The organism is Pusillimonas sp. SM2304 (genome assembly GCF_031628915.1).
GTDB lineage: Bacteria > Pseudomonadota > Gammaproteobacteria > Burkholderiales > Burkholderiaceae_B > Pusillimonas_C.
Map to the genome: position 1 here is coordinate 781142 of NZ_JAVLUJ010000002.1, position 15943 is coordinate 797084.

The following is a 15943-nucleotide window of genomic DNA, read 5'->3' on the forward strand; positions in this document are numbered from 1 at the left end:
GCGGTTGCTGATGGCTGGCGCTCCGCTGTTTGCCTGCCCGCATTGCGCTACGCTGCACGAGCGCGTGCCGCTGGATCACGGAGCCGCGGCAAGCTGCGTACGCTGCGACTCGGTACTCTACCGTCAAAGCGCGATCTCGCTGAATGGCTGGATCGCGCTGGTGTCGGGCGCACTGATCGTATTTGCCATCGCCAACTACTTCCCTATCGCGACCTTGACCATTCAAGGCCTGAGCGTCCAGGCTTCCTTGCCTGGCGCCTTGTTCCTGACCTGGCAGCAAGGCCATAAAATGCTGTCGATCATGACCGGGCTGTTCGGCTTCTGGCTGCCCCTGACCCAGTTGCTTTTCATGTTTTGGGCGCTGCTGGCCATCCGGTCCCGCCGCCTGCCGGCCGATTTCCGTTACGGCATGCGCGTGCTGCACTATGCCTTGCCCTGGAGCATGGTGCCCGTCCTGATGCTGGGCATTCTGGTGGCCATTGTCAAGTTCTCCAGCCTGGCCACCATTCACCCGGGCCCCGCCATCTGGGCGTTTGGCTTGTTGACCTTTCTGTTGACCGGCTTGAGCCGGCTGACGACCAGCCGCTTATGGTGCTATGCCGAAGACGCCGGCCTGGTTGAGACGGCCACCGCCGAGGAGGCAAATGGCGGTTTGACGGCGTCGTGCCCATGTTGCGGCCTGGTGCAAAGTCTTGGCGACGAAGAAACCCCCGAAAGCTGCCGGCGTTGCGGCGCGCGGGTGTATTTTCGCAAACCCAACCAGACTGCGCGCGTGTGGGCGCTGGTGACGGCGGCATGTATTATCTATATTCCCGCCAATGTCCTGCCGGTCATGCGCGTCCGCACCGCGGCCAGCGATGGCATGCACACGATATTGGGCGGGGTGATAGAGCTCTGGCAATTGGGGTCATGGGATCTGGCCGTGATCGTATTCATTGCCAGTGTGGTCGTTCCCATTACCAAGCTCCTGGCCCTGATGGTGCTGATGATCAAGCGCGGATGGCGGGGCAATGCCGTTCAGCGGCAGCGCACGCGTCTGTATGAGCTGGTCGAGTTTATTGGACAATGGTCTATGCTGGACGTCTTTGTGGTGATCCTGTTGTCCGCGATGGCCAACTTCCCGGGTATTTCACAGGTCATTGCGGGACCGGGCGCCGTCAGCTTCGGCATGGTCGTCATACTGACCATGCTGGCCGCCATGAGCTATGACCCGCGCAGTGGCTGGGACCGCCGGTCTGCCGGCGGCACGGTGCGAACGGGGCGGTCCGCGCCGCGCTCCTTTGAAACCGGCGATGTTGCGTAGCGCAGTGTGAAGAGAAAACTATGACAGAACCGAATAACGATTCAGCGCCCGGCAAGCCCGCTACGGACCATGATCCGGGCGCAAGCCCGGCCAGGGTGCGCACGCCCCGGGTCGAGCCGCGCCGGGAACGCCGGATTTCCTGGATCTGGCTGCTGCCGCTGGTGGCTGCGCTGGTGGGCGCTTCTTTGCTGGTGCGTGGCTGGCTGCACATGGGGCCAACGATCACCATCAGTTTCGAATCAGCCGACGGACTGGAAATAGGGCAGACCAAGGTGCGCTACAAAGACGTCGTGATCGGGGTGGTCTCCGACATCAAAGTGGCGCCGGATCGTTCCAAGGTGCTCGTCAGCGCCGAGCTGAGCCGCGAGGGGTCGGAGTACATCACGCAAGAGGCCAGCCGCTTCTGGGTGGTGCGTCCGCGCCTGGGCATCAGCGGCGTATCGGGCCTGGGCACCTTGCTTTCGGGGGCTTACATCAGTGTCGATGCGGCGGAGTCCACCAACGGCGGCGATGCCGTGTACGAATTCGTCGGCCTCGAGAAACCGCCCGAGGTCACCAGCGGCAGGCCGGGTTCGCGCTTTACCCTGTTTGCCTCGGATCTGGGTTCGCTGGAAATCGGCTCGCCCGTTTATTACCGCCGGATCGAGGTGGGCCAGGTCATTGGCTACGATCTTGACGAAAACGGCAAGCAGGTCAATATCCAGGTGTTTATTGATGCGCCCAACGACAAGTTCGTGACCGAAGAGACCCGCTTCTGGAATGCCAGCGGCATCAACTTGTCGCTTGACGCCGACGGGTTCAATGTACAAACCAGCTCCCTGGTTTCGGTGATGGCCGGAGGGGTGGCGTTTGCCTCGGCGCACGAATCGGAGGACGCCGTGCCGGCCAAGCCGGACAGCCGCTTCGCGCTTTCCCCGACCTATCTTGAAGCCATGGCTGATCCCGATGGCCCCGCATTTGCCATCGAACTGCATTTTCCCCAGTCGGTGCGCGGCCTGAAAGTGGGCGCGCCCGTCGATTTTCGCGGCATGGAACTTGGCAAGGTCGTCGACATCGATCTGGAGTTCGACCTGCAGGCCCAGCGATTTTACGCGCGGGTCAAGGCCGAGCTGTATCCGTTGCGGTTTGGCGAAGCCTACGAAAGCCTGATGAAGATTGATCCGGGCTCTGAATATCCCGGCGCGGCGTTGCTGGGGCCCTTGGTCAAGCATGGGCTGCGCGGCCAGATCCGGGCCTCCAACTTGTTGACGGGCCAGCAGTATGTGGCGCTGGACTTCTTCCCGGAAGCCGATGCGGTGGAGTTCAATGCGCGCAAGGTTCCCGTGACTATCCCGACGATTTCGGGTAGCTTTGACCGGTTGCAGCAGCAGATCAGCAGTATTGTGGGCAAGCTGGATGCGGTGCCTTTCGAAGGGATAGGCAATGATCTGCGCAGCAGCCTGGAGGCCATGACCAAACTGTTGAGCCGGCTGGAAGGCGAGCTGGCGCCACAGGCGACCGATATGTTGAAGACGACCCAGAAGTCGCTTAAGCAGGTTGAAAAACTGCTGTCCGATAATTCGCCCATGAACAGCAATATCGAGCGAACCATGCGCGAAATCACCAACGCCGCGAAGTCTTTGCGTACCTTGGCCGATTACCTGCAGACGCACCCGACGGCACTGATCCGGGGCCGGGAAGACAGCTTCCCGGTGACCCCGTAGGAGCTCCCATGAATCGTTTGAAACCTCTGTTCTGCGTTGCCGCCTTGTTCCTGCTTGCGGGCTGCGCTGCCAACAAGCCCAGTCATTACTACACTTTGATGCCCTCGTCGCTGTCCGCGGGCCAGCCGGCTGCGGCGGCGGCGCCGAAGCCGCAAGCATCGGCGGCCGGATATGCCATCAGCGTAGAAGCGGTCGCACTGCCCGAGCAGGTCGATCGGCCGCAAATTGTCATCACCGACCCTGCCTCGACACAAGTCATGCCGCTGGGCGATTCGCTGTGGGCCGCGCCGTTGCCGCATGAGATTCAGAATGCCCTGTCTGATGCGCTGTCGCGCCGCCTTGGCGTGCTGGATGTCGCGGCCACAGGCATTCCCGATACGCTTCCGGTGTGGCGGGTACTGGTCCGCGTGCAACGCTTCGAGTCGCTGTACAACCAGCAAGCCTTGCTGGATGCGACCTGGCGGCTGACGCCAGTCAATCAGGGCAGCAAGCCTTCGATGATCTGCCGGGGTGAAACCGGGGTGCCGGTCCAGCCGGGCATGTCGGCCTTGGTGGCGGGGCATCAGCAAGCCCTGAGTAACTTGGCGGATGTCATCGCCGAACAGATCCGCAGCGGCCAAACCCAGGTGGCCAGCCAAAAGGTAAACCTGAAAGGTTGTACCTTTTCTTAGTTTCCCGATTAGGGTTAACCTTTGTATGAAAAAAGGTGAAACCCGTATAGTATTCCGTTCTTTCACCGATGTGCCGCTGCGTGGCGAGCAGCCGGGCGGCCGCCATCGGGGCATGATGCTGCACAGGGATACGGAACACGGTCATGGCGACGACGACATTGGGTGTCAAGGTTGATGAAACGCTGCGCGAGCGCTTGAAAACCGCCGCGGCCAAGCTGGGCTGTACCCCGCATTGGCTGCACAAGCAGGCCATTTTTTCTTATATCGATGCCATCGAGCGCGGGCATGTCCCGGCTGAGATCTCCTATCTGGGCGGCAACGAAGGCGAAGAAGGGGGCGAGGCGCCGGCCGCCCTTGAACCGGCGCTGCCCTTTTATGAGTTTGCACAGGATATTCAGCCGCAGTCCGTATTGCGCGCGGCGATTACCTCGGCCTATCGCCGCCCTGAAACCGAATGCGTCCCCATGCTGCTGGACCAGGCGCGCTGCGCCCGTCCCAACGAAACCTACGCCCTGGCCAAGCGCCTGGTCGAGGCATTGCGGGGAAAACGCAAGAGTGGCGGTGTTGAAGGCCTGATTCAGGAGTTTTCGCTGTCCAGCCAGGAAGGCGTTGCCTTGATGTGCCTGGCGGAAGCCTTGCTGCGTATTCCTGACCGCGCTACGCGCGATGCGCTGATACGCGACAAGATCAGCCACGGCGACTGGCGCTCCCATATGGGCGAATCGCCTTCCTTGTTCGTGAACGCCGCAACCTGGGGCCTGATGCTGACCGGCAAGCTGGTCAGCGTCAACAGCGAACAATCGCTGTCCAAGGCGTTGACGCGGCTGATCGGCAAAGGCGGCGAGCCCTTGATCCGCAAGGGGGTCAACATCGCCATGCGCATGATGGGCGAGCAGTTTGTGGCGGGGCAGACCATTTCAGCCGCGATCGCCAATGGCCGCAAGCATGAAGACAAGGGTTTCCGGTATTCGTACGATATGCTGGGCGAAGCCGCCACTACGGCGGCCGATGCCGAACGCTACTACACGGCTTATGTCCAGGCCATACATGCCATCGGAAAAGCCAGCCACGGCCGCGGCATCTACGAAGGGCCGGGCATCTCGATCAAGTTGTCGGCCCTGCATCCGCGCTATTCCCGGGCCCAGCGCGAACGGGTCATGGCCGAATTGCTGCCGCGCGTCACCGAGCTTGCCAAGCTGGCGCGCCAATACGACATCGGGATGAATATCGACGCCGAAGAGGCCGATCGCCTGGAGCTTTCCCTGGATTTGCTCGAGGCCTTGTGCTTTGACGCGGACTTGTCGGGCTGGGACGGCATCGGTTTCGTGATTCAGGGCTATCAGAAACGCGCTCCGTTCGTCATCGACTATGTCATTGACCTGGCGCGCCGCAGCGACCGCCGGTTGATGCTGCGCCTGGTCAAGGGGGCTTATTGGGATACCGAGATCAAGCGCGCGCAGGTCGACGGGCTGGAGGGCTATCCGGTGTATACACGTAAAGTTTATACCGATGTGTCTTATCTGGCCTGCGCCCGCAAGCTGCTCGATGCGCCCGAGGCGGTGTACCCGCAGTTTGCCACGCACAATGTCCATACGCTTTCCGCCATCTTCCATATGGCGGGCCAGAATTATTATCCGGGCCAGTACGAGTTCCAATGCCTGCATGGCATGGGCGAGCCTCTGTACGAGCTGGTCACCGGTCCCGTGGCGCAAGGCAAGCTGAACCGCCCGTGCCGTATCTACGCCCCGGTCGGCACGCACGAGACATTGCTGGCTTATCTGGTGCGCCGTCTTCTTGAAAATGGCGCCAACACATCGTTTGTGAACCAGATCGGCGATGAAAGCATTTCGATCGACGCCCTCATTGCCGACCCGGTGGCGGCCGCCGAGCGTATCCATCCGCTGGGCGCGCCGCATGACAAGATTCCCTTGCCGCGCGACTTGTACCGGCAGGCAGATGGCCGGCTGAATTCGGCGGGCCTGGATCTGAGCAACGAACAGCGTCTGGGCTCTTTGTCGGCCGCGCTGCTTAATAGCGTGGGCCATGCCTGGCGCGCCATGCCGCGGCTGGCCGAGGCGGATGTAGCCTGGGACGATGCGCGCGCCATGGCGGTGCGCAACCCGGCCGATGACCGGGATGTGGTCGGCCACGTGATCGAGGCCTCTGATATTGAAGTGGCCCAGGCCCTTGCGGCGGCTGAACACGCGGCGCCCATCTGGGCGGCAACGCCTGTAACCGATCGGGCCCATTGCCTTGAGCGTGCGGCGCAGATGCTCGAGGACGACATGCAGCCCTTGCTGGGACTGATTGTGCGCGAAGCCGGAAAATCCTTGCCCAATGCGATCGCGGAGGTGCGCGAGGCCGTGGATTTCCTGCGCTATTACGCCCGGCAGGTCGTACAGCATTTTTCCAACGACACGCATCGCCCCTTGGGGCCGGTGCTGTGCATCAGCCCCTGGAATTTCCCGCTGGCAATTTTCACCGGGCAGGTGGCCGCGGCGCTGGCGGCGGGCAACCCGGTGCTGGCCAAGCCGGCAGAGCAGACCAGCCTGATTGCCGCTGCGGCGGTATCCATTCTGCATCGGGCCGGCGTGCCGCCGGGCGCGGTCCAGCTTTTGCCCGGACGCGGTGAAACCGTCGGCGCAAGCCTGGTGGCCAGCCCTGCCGTGCGGGGGGTGATGTTCACCGGGTCGACCGATGTTGCGCTGCTGATTTCGCGTACCTTGGCCGAGCGGCTCGACGATACCGGCCATCCCATCCCCTTGATTGCGGAAACCGGCGGGCAGAATGCGCTGATCGTGGATTCGTCGGCGCTGTCCGAGCAGGTGGTCTTCGACGTGCTGACTTCCGCGTTCGACTCGGCCGGCCAGCGCTGCTCTGCCTTGCGTGTCCTGTGCGTGCAAGAGGATTGCGCCGATCACGTGCTGGCCATGTTGCGGGGCGCCATGCAAGAGCTGGCCACGGGCAAGCCCGACATGCTTTCCACAGACGTCGGCCCTGTGATCGACGCGGATGCGCGCTCGGCCATCGACGCGCATATCAAGGCCATGCGCGAAGCGGGCCATCGGATCGACCAGCCGGCCTTGGGCAAGTCGTGCCAGCACGGCACGTTTGTCGCGCCCGCCCTGATAGAAATCGACAGCCTGAGCGAACTCAAGAAAGAAGTCTTTGGGCCGGTGCTGCACGTATTGCGGTACAAGCGCGACGAGCTCGATGCCCTGGTCGATGCGATAAATGCCACCGGCTATGGGCTGACGTTCGGCGTGCATACCCGGCTTGACGAGACCGTGAGCAGGGTATCCGAACGCATTCAGGCCGGCAACATCTACGTCAACCGGAATATCGTGGGGGCGGTGGTGGGCGTGCAGCCGTTTGGCGGCGAAGGCTTGTCGGGTACAGGTCCCAAGGCGGGCGGGCCCTTGTATTTGCCGCGCCTGCTGGCGCGGTGCCCCGCGGGCCTGCCCGACGGGTGCCAGGCGGAACAGGTGGCGGGCGCACCCGCCACACTGCCCGGGCCCACGGGCGAGAACAATCTCTACTATGTGAAGCCGCGCGGCACCGTGCTGTGCATCAGCGCGACGGCGGCCGGCGCGCAGGCCCAGTTTGACGCCTGCCTGCAAACCGGAAACCAGATGGCGCTGGCCGACAACGAAGCCGGACGCGCATTTCTGGAAGGCTGCGACCCTCCCGCCAGACAGCGTATCCGGCTGCTGGCGGAAGGGGATAGGGAGCAAGCCGATTATGATGCCGTGCTGTTCGAGGGCGACAGCGATGCCCTGCGTGAATTGAATCGCGCGGTGGCGCGGCGGTCCGGCCCGATTATTTCGGTCCAGGGCTTGAGCAGCGATGAGCTGGCGGGCGGGGCGGGCTATCGGCTTGAACGCCTGCTCAGGGAAGTCTCGGTCAGCGTGAATACCGCTGCGGCGGGGGGCAATGCCACGCTCATGATGGTGGGCTGATCCATGGCCGTCCAGGGTTTCAGTAAAGATGTTTTCAGGGTTACGTCCGATTATCAGTCGGGTGTACATTTGGTTTAATTCGGGCGCCACTTGCTCCCGAGGCTAACCGTATTTCAAACAAAACGGAGATAACTATGCAGTCCATCAAAGGATTCAAGCTTTTGGGCGCAACGGCCGCCATCATGGCCGGATTTGCGTTCGGTCCGGCCCAGGCCGCCGACAACACGGTCGTCAAGCTGGGTTTTGCCGCCCCGCTTACGGGTCCGCAGTCGCACTACGGCGAAGACATGAAGAACGGTCTTACCCTGGCGCTGGAAGAGGCCAACAAGCAGAACATAGAGCTCGACGGCAAGCCGGCCAAGTTCGAACTGATTGCGCGCGACGACCAGGCCGACCCCCGCACAGCCGTGCAGGTCGCCCAGCAAATCGTGGACGATGGCGTGCAGGGCATGCTGGGCCATTTCAATTCCGGCACGACGATTCCTGCCTCGCGTGTTTATAACGACGCAGGCTTGCCGCAGATTGCGATGGCGACATCGCCTGAATACACGCAGCAGAACTACGACACCACCTTCCGCATGATGACCAGCGACACGCAGCAAGGCGCGGCGGCGGGCGAATTCATCGTCAAAGACCTGAGCGCCAAGACGGTTGCGCTGATCGATGACCGCACGGCATACGGCCAGGGCCTGGCAGACCAGGTGGCCAAGGCCGTCGAAGCCAATGGCGGCAAAGTGATTGCCCGCGAATACACCACCGACAAGGCCAACGACTTTACGTCCATCCTGACCAACATCAAGGCCAAAGCGCCCGATGTGATTTTCTTCGGCGGCCTGGACGCCCAATCGGGCCCTATGCGGCGCCAGATGGTGACCCTGGGCATCAAGGCGCCGCTGGTCTCGGGTGAAATGACCCGCAGCGATACCTTCCTGAAACTGGCCGGCAGTGCCGCCAACGGCACGTATGCCTCCTTGGCCGGCGTGCCGCTCAAGCAAATGGCTGCCGGCGAAAAGTTCGAAACGGACTACAAGGCGCGTTTCAACGTCAATCCCGGCGTGTATGCGCCTTATGCCTACGATGGCGCCTGGAACATGATCACCGCCATGAAGGAAGCCGGTTCGGCCAAGCCCGAGAAATACCTGCCCAAACTGGCCAGCCTGCAGCGCGCAGGGGCCACCAGCGAACATATCGCCTACGACCAGAATGGCGACCTGAAGGAAATCTCCGTCACGATTTATGAAGTCAAGGACGGTAAGTGGGAAATGGTCAAGACCATGGTCAGCAAGGCCGACTGATCGGCGCACCTGCTGAGGTCCCGGGCCCGGCCGACGCCGGCCCGGGGCCAAACAATACAGCCCCTTACCTGCGAGTCATAAAGCATGGACATTCTTATACAACAGTTGATCAACGGCGTTACCGTGGGCAGCGTGTATGCCTTGGTCGCCCTTGGCTACACCATGGTTTATGGAATCATAGGCCTGATCAATTTCGCGCACGGCGATGTCGTGATGGTGGGCGCCATGGTGGCGACCACGCTGGTTGCCGTGTTCCTGGGCGCGGATCCCGGCAGTACGTCCGCCTGGCTGGCCGTCATGGGGGCATTGCTGCTGTCCATCCCCGTGTGCATGGCGCTGGGCTGGACCGCCGAGCGCTTTGCCTATCGGCCCCTGCGCCGCGCCCCCCGCCTGGCCGCGCTGATCACCGCCATCGGGGTATCGATCATTATCCAGAACATCGCCATGATGGTGTGGGGCCGTAATTACCTGAGCTTTCCGCACATCATCGAGCCGAATATCTTCCAGTTGGGCGGCGCGCGCATCAGCATGCTGCAAATCATCATTATCCTGTCCGCCACGGCCATCATGGCCGGCCTGCTGCTGGTGGTGCACCGCACCCGCCTGGGCACCGCCATGCGCGCCACGGCGCAGAACCGCGAGGTGGCCGGCCTGATGGGCGTCAATATCAATACCGTCATTTCGGCCGCCTTCCTGATCGGCTCCGCCCTGGCGGCGGTGGCCGGCGTCATGGTCACCACCTACTATGGCGTCGCGCAGTACACCATGGGATTCATGCTGGGGCTGAAGGCCTTCACCGCCGCTGTGCTGGGCGGCATCGGCAATCTGGGCGGCGCCATGCTGGGCGGCCTGTTGCTCGGCATTATCGAATCGTTGGGAGCGGGCTACATCGGCGACCTGACCAATGGCGTGTTCGGCAGCAACTATCAGGATGTGTTCTCTTTCATTGTGCTGATATTGGTGCTGGTTTTCCGTCCGTCGGGCTTGCTTGGCGAGCGCGTAGGAGACCGCGCATGAACCATACCGTTACGTCGAACAAAGGCATATCGCCCAAGGTCTGGTTCGGCATCGCGCTGTTCGGTGTCGTCCTTGCCATCCTGCCCTTCGTGCTGGGCATGGCCGGGCAGAGCTGGGTGCGCACGCTGAATTTTGCCCTGCTGTACGTCATGCTGGCGCTGGGCCTGAATATTGTGGTGGGCTTTGCCGGCCTGCTTGACCTGGGCTATATCGCCTTCTATGCGGTCGGCGCCTATGTATGGGCTTTGCTGGCATCGCCTCACTTTGGGCTGCACCTGCCGTTTTGGGTCGTGTTGCCGCTGGGTGTGCTGCTGGCGGCGTTCTTCGGCGCCATGCTGGGGGCGCCCACCTTGAAGCTGCGCGGCGACTATCTGGCCATTGTGACCCTGGGCTTCGGCGAGATCGTCCGCATTTTCCTAAATAATCTGGACGCGCCGGTCAATATCACCAACGGCCCGCAGGGCATCAATCGGGTCGACACTTTTTCGGTGGGCGAGTTTGCCTTCGGCCGTTCGCAAGAGCTGTTCGGGTTTCGCATCACAGGACCTGAAAAGTACTACTACCTGCTGCTGCTCTTCACCATCATCATTGTAATCATGTGCGCGCGCCTGCAGAACTCGCGCATTGGGCGGGCCTGGGAAGCCGTGCGCGAAGATGAAGTCGCCGCCAAGGCCATGGGCATCAATACGCGCAACATCAAGCTGCTGGCTTTCTCCATGGGCGCCAGCTTCGGCGGCGTGGCGGGCGCCATGTTTGCATCCATGCAGGGCTTCGTGAGCCCGGAAAGCTTCAGCCTGACCGAATCCATCATGGTGCTGTGCATGGTGGTGCTGGGCGGCATGGGGAATATACCGGGGGTCATCCTGGGCGCGATCCTGCTTTCCGTCTTTCCGGAAGTCCTGCGCGCCGTCGTCGTGCCGCTGCAGCAAACGATTTTCGGCGACGTCGTGCTTGATCCCGAAGGCATACGCATGCTGATGTTTGGCTTTGCCCTGGTGCTGGTGATGATATTCCGTCCGGCGGGCCTGTGGCCTTCGGCGGTGCGGCGTCGTGAACTTTCCACACCCAAGGGGGGCCAGGCATGATATCGGCCAATGTCAATCCCAATGCCAGTTCCATGCCCGAGCTACTGCTGGTGGCCAACAAGCTCAGCAAGCGGTTTGGCGGCCTGCAGGCTTTGTCGGACGTCAGCTTTTCCATTTGCAAAGGCGATATCTACGGCCTGATCGGACCGAACGGGGCGGGCAAGACCACTTTGTTCAACGTGCTGACCAGTCTGTATGTGCCAGAGTCGGGCTCCTGCAATTTCATGGGCCATCAGCTTACCCGTCTGAAGCCGCATGAAATCGCGATTGCCGGCTTGGCCCGCACCTTTCAGAACATCCGTTTGTTCGGCGCCCTGAGCGCCATCGAAAACGTCATGATAGGCCGGCACATCCGTACCCGGGCAGGTGTTTTTGGCGCGGTCACGCGCAATAAGGCGACCCGCGCCGAAGAGGCCGCCATCGAACAGCGCGCCCACGAACTGCTTGACTATGTCGGCATCGGCGATCGCGCCAATCATGTGGCCAGTTCGCTGCCCTATGGCGATCAGCGGCGGCTCGAAATCGCCCGGGCGCTGGCCACGGAGCCGGCGCTGCTGGCCCTGGATGAACCCGCAGCCGGCATGAATGCTTCAGAAACCATGGTCTTGCGCCGGCTGATCGAAAAAATCCGCGATGACGGCGTGACGGTATTGCTGATCGAGCACGACATGAAACTGGTCATGGGCCTGTGCAATCGTGTATTGGTGCTGGAATACGGCAAGGTGCTGGCCGAGGGCAAGCCGGCTGAAGTGCAGCGCAATCCCAAAGTCATCGAGGCTTACCTGGGCGCCGGCGCCGCCGAACAAGCGCCGGTCACGGTGCCCACGAACGATCCTGCCGCGCAGGAGCTGGGCAATATCAATGATCCCGCTGCCGCGGCGGACGATAGTAAGGACCCCTCATGAGCCCAGCAGATCATTTACTGGAAATAAAGCAACTCGAAGTGGCCTACGGCGGTATTCGCGCTGTGCGCGGCATGGATCTGGCGGTGGGCCGGGGCGAGCTGGTCAGCCTGATCGGCGCGAACGGCGCGGGCAAAAGCACGACCTTGCGCGCCATTTGCGGGCTGGTGCCCATCAGCGCCGGCGATATCCTCTATGACGGCAAGTCCATCGCGGGCACGCCGTCTTATATGCTGGTGCGGCAAGGCTTGGTCATGGTGCCGGAAGGGCGCGGTATTTTCGGGCAGTTGACCATCGAGGAAAATCTGGCAATGGGCGGCTACAGCCGGCAGGACCAGAATGCCGTGCGTCAAGACATCGAGCACGTGTTCGAGCTGTTTCCCCGCCTTCAGGAGCGCCGGCGCCAGTCGGCCGGCACTTTGTCGGGCGGTGAGCAGCAGATGCTGGCGATGGGCCGCGCCATGGTCTCGCGGCCGCGCTTGCTGCTGCTGGACGAGCCTTCGATGGGGCTGGCGCCGCTGATGGTCGAGAAAATCTTCGAGGTGGTCCGCACGATCGCCGCGGAGGGGGTCACGATTCTGCTGATTGAGCAGAACGCCAAGCTGGCGCTTGAGACCAGCCAGCGGGCGTATGTGATGGAGTCCGGGCAGATTATCCTGCAGGGGCCTTCCGGCCAGTTGCTGGATGATCCTAAGGTGCGGGCGGCTTATCTGGGTGAGGAAGAGGCGGCTTAGTTCTGGGTTTGGGTGCCTGCGATGCTCAGCCTTTGGAGAGCATCCTGTTTTTAAGCCAGGCGCTGGGGAGGCTGGGGCCAGGCGCCGCGCCGATCGCTGCGGCCACGGCCTTGCCGTGGCTTCCCGTGTCACAGGCCTGATGCCGGGGTCGGACGCGAACTCGCAAAAAGCGGTCCCCCGGACCGCTTTTTGCTCAGACATGCGCGTCCTCTTGCGCCCCCGTCCTCAGCCCCGTGCCACGGCTTGCTCAACCGTCGCTCTACCTGGCCCCAGCCACCCCAGCGCCTTCATAGCATGGCAGGAACTACCTTATTGGGTAGCATGGTGGAACGTGGCTTGTTCGGCGCGTATGGCAGAGCGTGTGCTATTGAGAACAAGCAGGCATGGTTTAACAGGGACTCACCAGTAAGCCTTCGACGAACACGGGATCATTGCATAGCAATTGGTGAGCAAGGAATAGTAGAATCAGCAACCGTTCAACAAGCAATCAAAGAACAAGCCATCGAAGAACAAGCAATCAATAAGTGCTCAACGTGCTCGTCAATGCTTTGATATGTTAAAGGCGTAGCGTCCGGTGCCGGGTGGCGCGACGGTTGAGCAAGCCGTGGGGCCAGGCTGGGGCGGAGGGCGTAAGAGGACGCGCATGTCTGAGCCTGAAACAGTCCGGGGGACTGTTTCAGGCGAGTTCGCGTCCGACCTCCGACGCAGATTGGCCCCATGGGAAGCCACGGCAGCGCCGTGGCCGCAGCGATCGGAGCAGAACCCGGCACTGGGCGCTACGCCTTATTAAGAAACCCAAAAGGGAGCAGAACCCGGCATCGGGCGCTACGCCTTATTAAGAAACCAAAACGTAAACAACAGGCCAAGCAGTAACGCTACAGCTGATTCCTTGCAGCCCGGTCAGCAATGCTCCTTAGCCGCGTCCGGTGCTGCCAAAGCCCCCAGCGCCGCGCGCACTATCATCGAACTCATCAACGATATCGAACTCGATCTGCTGCACCGGCACCACCACCAACTGTGCCAGCCGGTCCATAGGCTGCAGTACAAATTCATCTTGTCCGCGATTCCAGACCGATACCATCAGCGGCCCCTGGTAATCGGAATCGATCAGCCCCACCAGATTGCCCAGGACGATGCCATGCTTGTGCCCCAGGCCCGAGCGCGGCAGGATCATCGCGGCGTAGGCCGGGTCGGCGATATGGATGGACAACCCCGTAGGCACGAGCTCGGTGGCGCCCGGGCGCAAGGTCAGCGGCGCGTCGATGCAGGCGCGCAAATCCAGGCCGGCCGAGCCGCTGGTGGCATAGGCTGGCAAATAGTCGTTCATGCGCGGATCAAGAATTTTAAGGGCGATTTTTCTCACGTGAGGCTCTGTGTTCAGGGTTTATTGCGAGGTTGATTGATATGGTTGGTCTGGCGCTTGCGCATCATGGCGCGGGCGATCCATACGGCAAGCACCACCGACAGCACGCCGCTGAACAGGATGCTGAAGTTCATGTTGTCGCTGCCCAGGGCATCGACGCTGCGGCCGGTCAGGTAGCCGGGCATGAGCATGATGGGTATCCATATCAATGCCGACAGGACATTGGCGCATTGAAAGCGCCAGTGGGGCATGCGCATGACGCCGGCTACGCTGGGCACGACCGCGCGCAAGGGACCCAGGAACCGGCCCGCGAAAATCGAGAGCACCCCATATTTATGGAAGAAGTAGCGCGCCCGGGCGACGGTGCGCCGCTGTTTGTTCAAGGGCCAGCTGCGGACAATCCTGGGGCCCAGCAGGCGGCCGATGAAGTATGAGATGGCATCGCCCAGTGCCGCGCCGGCGACACCCCAGGCGATGATGGGCAAGGGATCAAGGGTTCCGCTGCCCACCAGGCCGCCTACCAGCAGCATCAGGGCGGTGGCGGGAATGGCAAGGCCGATGATCAGCAAGGACTCGCCCATGGCGAGCAATCCCAGCGTGACACCGGCCCATTCCTGGTGTGTTTCGATGAAAGTGCTGACGTACTCTATGTATTGCTCCATATTCCTCACTATAGCTTGGGTGTGCCGCGTGCTTGATCGCGTGCCTTGGGTGCTTGGCTGGCGATTTCCTGGATCAGCCTGCGGGCGGCGCCCAGTTTCGGCAGGGCGGGCAGTGTTCGCGCACCTTGTGCATCGAACAGAACGAGTTCAGCCGTATCGGCATTCATGGCCTGCTGAGCCAGGTTGCCGACCAGCAAGGGCACGCCCTTGCGCTGGCGCTTGGCTTCGGCGTTCTCGTGCAGATTTTCCGTTTCCGCCGCAAAACCTACACAATAGGGGCCTTGCGCCATCTGCGCCACTTCCGCCAGAATATCCGGGTTGGCTGAGAACTGCAGCGCAGGCGGCTGGCCGCCCGCCTGTTTCTTGAACTTGCGGTCGCTGGCATTGGACACATGCCAGTCGGCCACCGCAGCCACGGCAATAAAGATATCGGCCTGCAGGGCTTCGCCCATGACCGCGGCATGCATCTGGGCCGCGCTTTCGACGTTTACCCGGCTGACACCGTAAGGTGTGTTCAAGGCCGTCGGCCCGGACACCAGGACGACCTCGGCACCCGCTTCGCGGGCTGCCTGGGCAATGGCATAACCCATTTTACCTGACGAACGGTTGGTGATGACACGCACCGGATCGATCTTTTCAGAAGTCGGCCCCGCGGTGACCAGCACACGCCGTCCGGCAAGCGTCTTGGGCTGAAAAAAAGCGATCAGTTCGGACAGCAGCTGGTCGGCTTCCAGCATGCGCCCGCTGCCGACTTCGCCACAGGCCTGATCGCCTTCGGCAGGCCCCAGGATGCGCGCGCCATCGGCCTGCAACTGCCTGACATTGCGCTGGGTGGCCGGATGCAGCCACATTTCGCGATTCATGGCGGGGGCGACAAGCAAAGGGCAGGGACCTTTGGCTACGCAGAGGGTGGACAGCAAGTCGTCGGCCAGGCCGTTGGCCAGCTTGGCGATGAAGTCGGTGCTGGCGGGCGCCACCAGCACGGCGTCCGCGCCGCGCGTGAGGTTGATATGCGCCATGTTGTTGGGTACCCGCGCGTCCCATGCATCCACGAATACGGGGCGGCCCGACAGGGCCTGCATGGTGACGGGCGTGATGAAATGGGTGGCGGCTTCGGTCATGACCACATCGATCACCGCGCCCTGATCCTGGGCACGGCGTATGAACTCTGCCAGTTTGTAGCAGGCGATGCCGCCGGTGAGCCCCAGGACGATACGTTTCTTTGCAAGTTCCAGCATAAGGAATTGTG

General features: G+C 62.0%; 12 protein-coding genes. 9 read left to right on the forward strand and 3 right to left on the reverse strand.

Annotated features, from left to right (window positions below; genetic code table 11):
• The first annotated feature begins 10 nt into the window (after nt 1-10).
• The 9 genes from RE432_RS12745 (at nt 11) to RE432_RS12785 (ending at nt 12669) form a co-directional block, all read left to right on the forward strand.
• The gene (locus RE432_RS12745; RefSeq protein ID WP_310933776.1) at nt 11-1303 is read left to right on the forward strand and encodes a paraquat-inducible protein A; all 1293 of its coding nucleotides are present in this window, start codon (nt 11-13) and stop codon (nt 1301-1303) included.
• 20 nt (nt 1304-1323) lie between these two features.
• On the forward strand, nt 1324-3006 hold the full coding sequence (locus RE432_RS12750) for an MlaD family protein (RefSeq protein WP_310933777.1): 1683 nt from the start codon (nt 1324-1326) through the stop codon (nt 3004-3006).
• An 8-nt stretch (nt 3007-3014) separates the two neighbouring features.
• Nucleotides 3015-3677, forward strand: a complete 663-nt coding sequence (locus RE432_RS12755) for a PqiC family protein (RefSeq protein ID WP_310933778.1) — start codon at nt 3015-3017, stop codon at nt 3675-3677.
• A gap of 143 nt (nt 3678-3820) precedes the next feature.
• Nucleotides 3821-7636 (forward strand): trifunctional transcriptional regulator/proline dehydrogenase/L-glutamate gamma-semialdehyde dehydrogenase, encoded by a 3816-nt coding sequence (gene putA, locus RE432_RS12760; protein WP_310933779.1) that lies wholly within the window; start codon nt 3821-3823, stop codon nt 7634-7636.
• A 182-nt stretch (nt 7637-7818) separates the two neighbouring features.
• A complete protein-coding gene (locus RE432_RS12765; protein WP_310934223.1) occupies nt 7819-8931 on the forward strand; it encodes a branched-chain amino acid ABC transporter substrate-binding protein in 1113 nt (370 codons plus the stop codon).
• Between the two features lie 84 nt (nt 8932-9015).
• Nucleotides 9016-9948 (forward strand): branched-chain amino acid ABC transporter permease, encoded by a 933-nt coding sequence (locus tag RE432_RS12770; protein WP_310933780.1) that lies wholly within the window; start codon nt 9016-9018, stop codon nt 9946-9948.
• Nucleotides 9945-11033: an ABC transporter permease subunit gene (locus RE432_RS12775; RefSeq protein WP_310933781.1), complete on the forward strand. Its 1089-nt coding sequence runs from the start codon at nt 9945-9947 to the stop codon at nt 11031-11033. The genes RE432_RS12770 and RE432_RS12775 overlap by 4 nt, the downstream gene beginning before the upstream one ends.
• Nucleotides 11030-11938, forward strand: a complete 909-nt coding sequence (locus RE432_RS12780) for an ABC transporter ATP-binding protein (protein WP_409079854.1) — start codon at nt 11030-11032, stop codon at nt 11936-11938. Before RE432_RS12775 ends, RE432_RS12780 begins: the two co-directional genes overlap by 4 nt.
• Nucleotides 11935-12669 (forward strand): ABC transporter ATP-binding protein, encoded by a 735-nt coding sequence (locus RE432_RS12785; RefSeq protein ID WP_310933782.1) that lies wholly within the window; start codon nt 11935-11937, stop codon nt 12667-12669. The genes RE432_RS12780 and RE432_RS12785 overlap by 4 nt, the downstream gene beginning before the upstream one ends.
• A gap of 913 nt (nt 12670-13582) precedes the next feature.
• Here the strand turns inward: RE432_RS12785 and dut are convergent.
• Genes dut through coaBC form a run of 3 tightly spaced genes read right to left on the reverse strand, consistent with a single transcriptional unit; the run spans nt 13583 to nt 15932 of the window.
• Complete coding sequence (dut, locus tag RE432_RS12790; RefSeq protein ID WP_310933783.1) at nt 13583-14032, reverse strand: dUTP diphosphatase; 450 nt, start codon at nt 14030-14032, stop codon at nt 13583-13585.
• A gap of 14 nt (nt 14033-14046) precedes the next feature.
• On the reverse strand, nt 14047-14694 hold the full coding sequence (locus RE432_RS12795) for a DedA family protein (protein WP_310933784.1): 648 nt from the start codon (nt 14692-14694) through the stop codon (nt 14047-14049).
• 8 nt (nt 14695-14702) lie between these two features.
• Nucleotides 14703-15932 carry a bifunctional phosphopantothenoylcysteine decarboxylase/phosphopantothenate--cysteine ligase CoaBC gene (gene coaBC / locus RE432_RS12800; protein ID WP_310933785.1) on the reverse strand — a complete coding sequence of 410 codons (1230 nt, stop codon included), beginning with the start codon at nt 15930-15932 and terminating at the stop codon, nt 14703-14705.
• Nucleotides 15933-15943: the final 11 nt, after the last annotated feature.

Coding starts and splice junctions, on each gene's coding strand:
- RE432_RS12775 (WP_310933781.1), top strand. CDS start 9,945: ATGAACCATACCGTTACGTCGAACAAAGGCATATCGCCCAAGGTCTGG.
- RE432_RS12750 (WP_310933777.1), top strand. CDS start 1,324: ATGACAGAACCGAATAACGATTCAGCGCCCGGCAAGCCCGCTACGGAC.
- RE432_RS12770 (WP_310933780.1), top strand. CDS start 9,016: ATGGACATTCTTATACAACAGTTGATCAACGGCGTTACCGTGGGCAGC.
- RE432_RS12780 (WP_409079854.1), top strand. CDS start 11,030: ATGATATCGGCCAATGTCAATCCCAATGCCAGTTCCATGCCCGAGCTA.
- RE432_RS12795 (WP_310933784.1), bottom strand. CDS start 14,694: ATGGAGCAATACATAGAGTACGTCAGCACTTTCATCGAAACACACCAG.
- RE432_RS12745 (WP_310933776.1), top strand. CDS start 11: ATGGCTGGCGCTCCGCTGTTTGCCTGCCCGCATTGCGCTACGCTGCAC.
- putA (WP_310933779.1), top strand. CDS start 3,821: ATGGCGACGACGACATTGGGTGTCAAGGTTGATGAAACGCTGCGCGAG.
- RE432_RS12785 (WP_310933782.1), top strand. CDS start 11,935: ATGAGCCCAGCAGATCATTTACTGGAAATAAAGCAACTCGAAGTGGCC.
- coaBC (WP_310933785.1), bottom strand. CDS start 15,932: ATGCTGGAACTTGCAAAGAAACGTATCGTCCTGGGGCTCACCGGCGGC.
- RE432_RS12765 (WP_310934223.1), top strand. CDS start 7,819: ATGGCCGGATTTGCGTTCGGTCCGGCCCAGGCCGCCGACAACACGGTC.
- RE432_RS12755 (WP_310933778.1), top strand. CDS start 3,015: ATGAATCGTTTGAAACCTCTGTTCTGCGTTGCCGCCTTGTTCCTGCTT.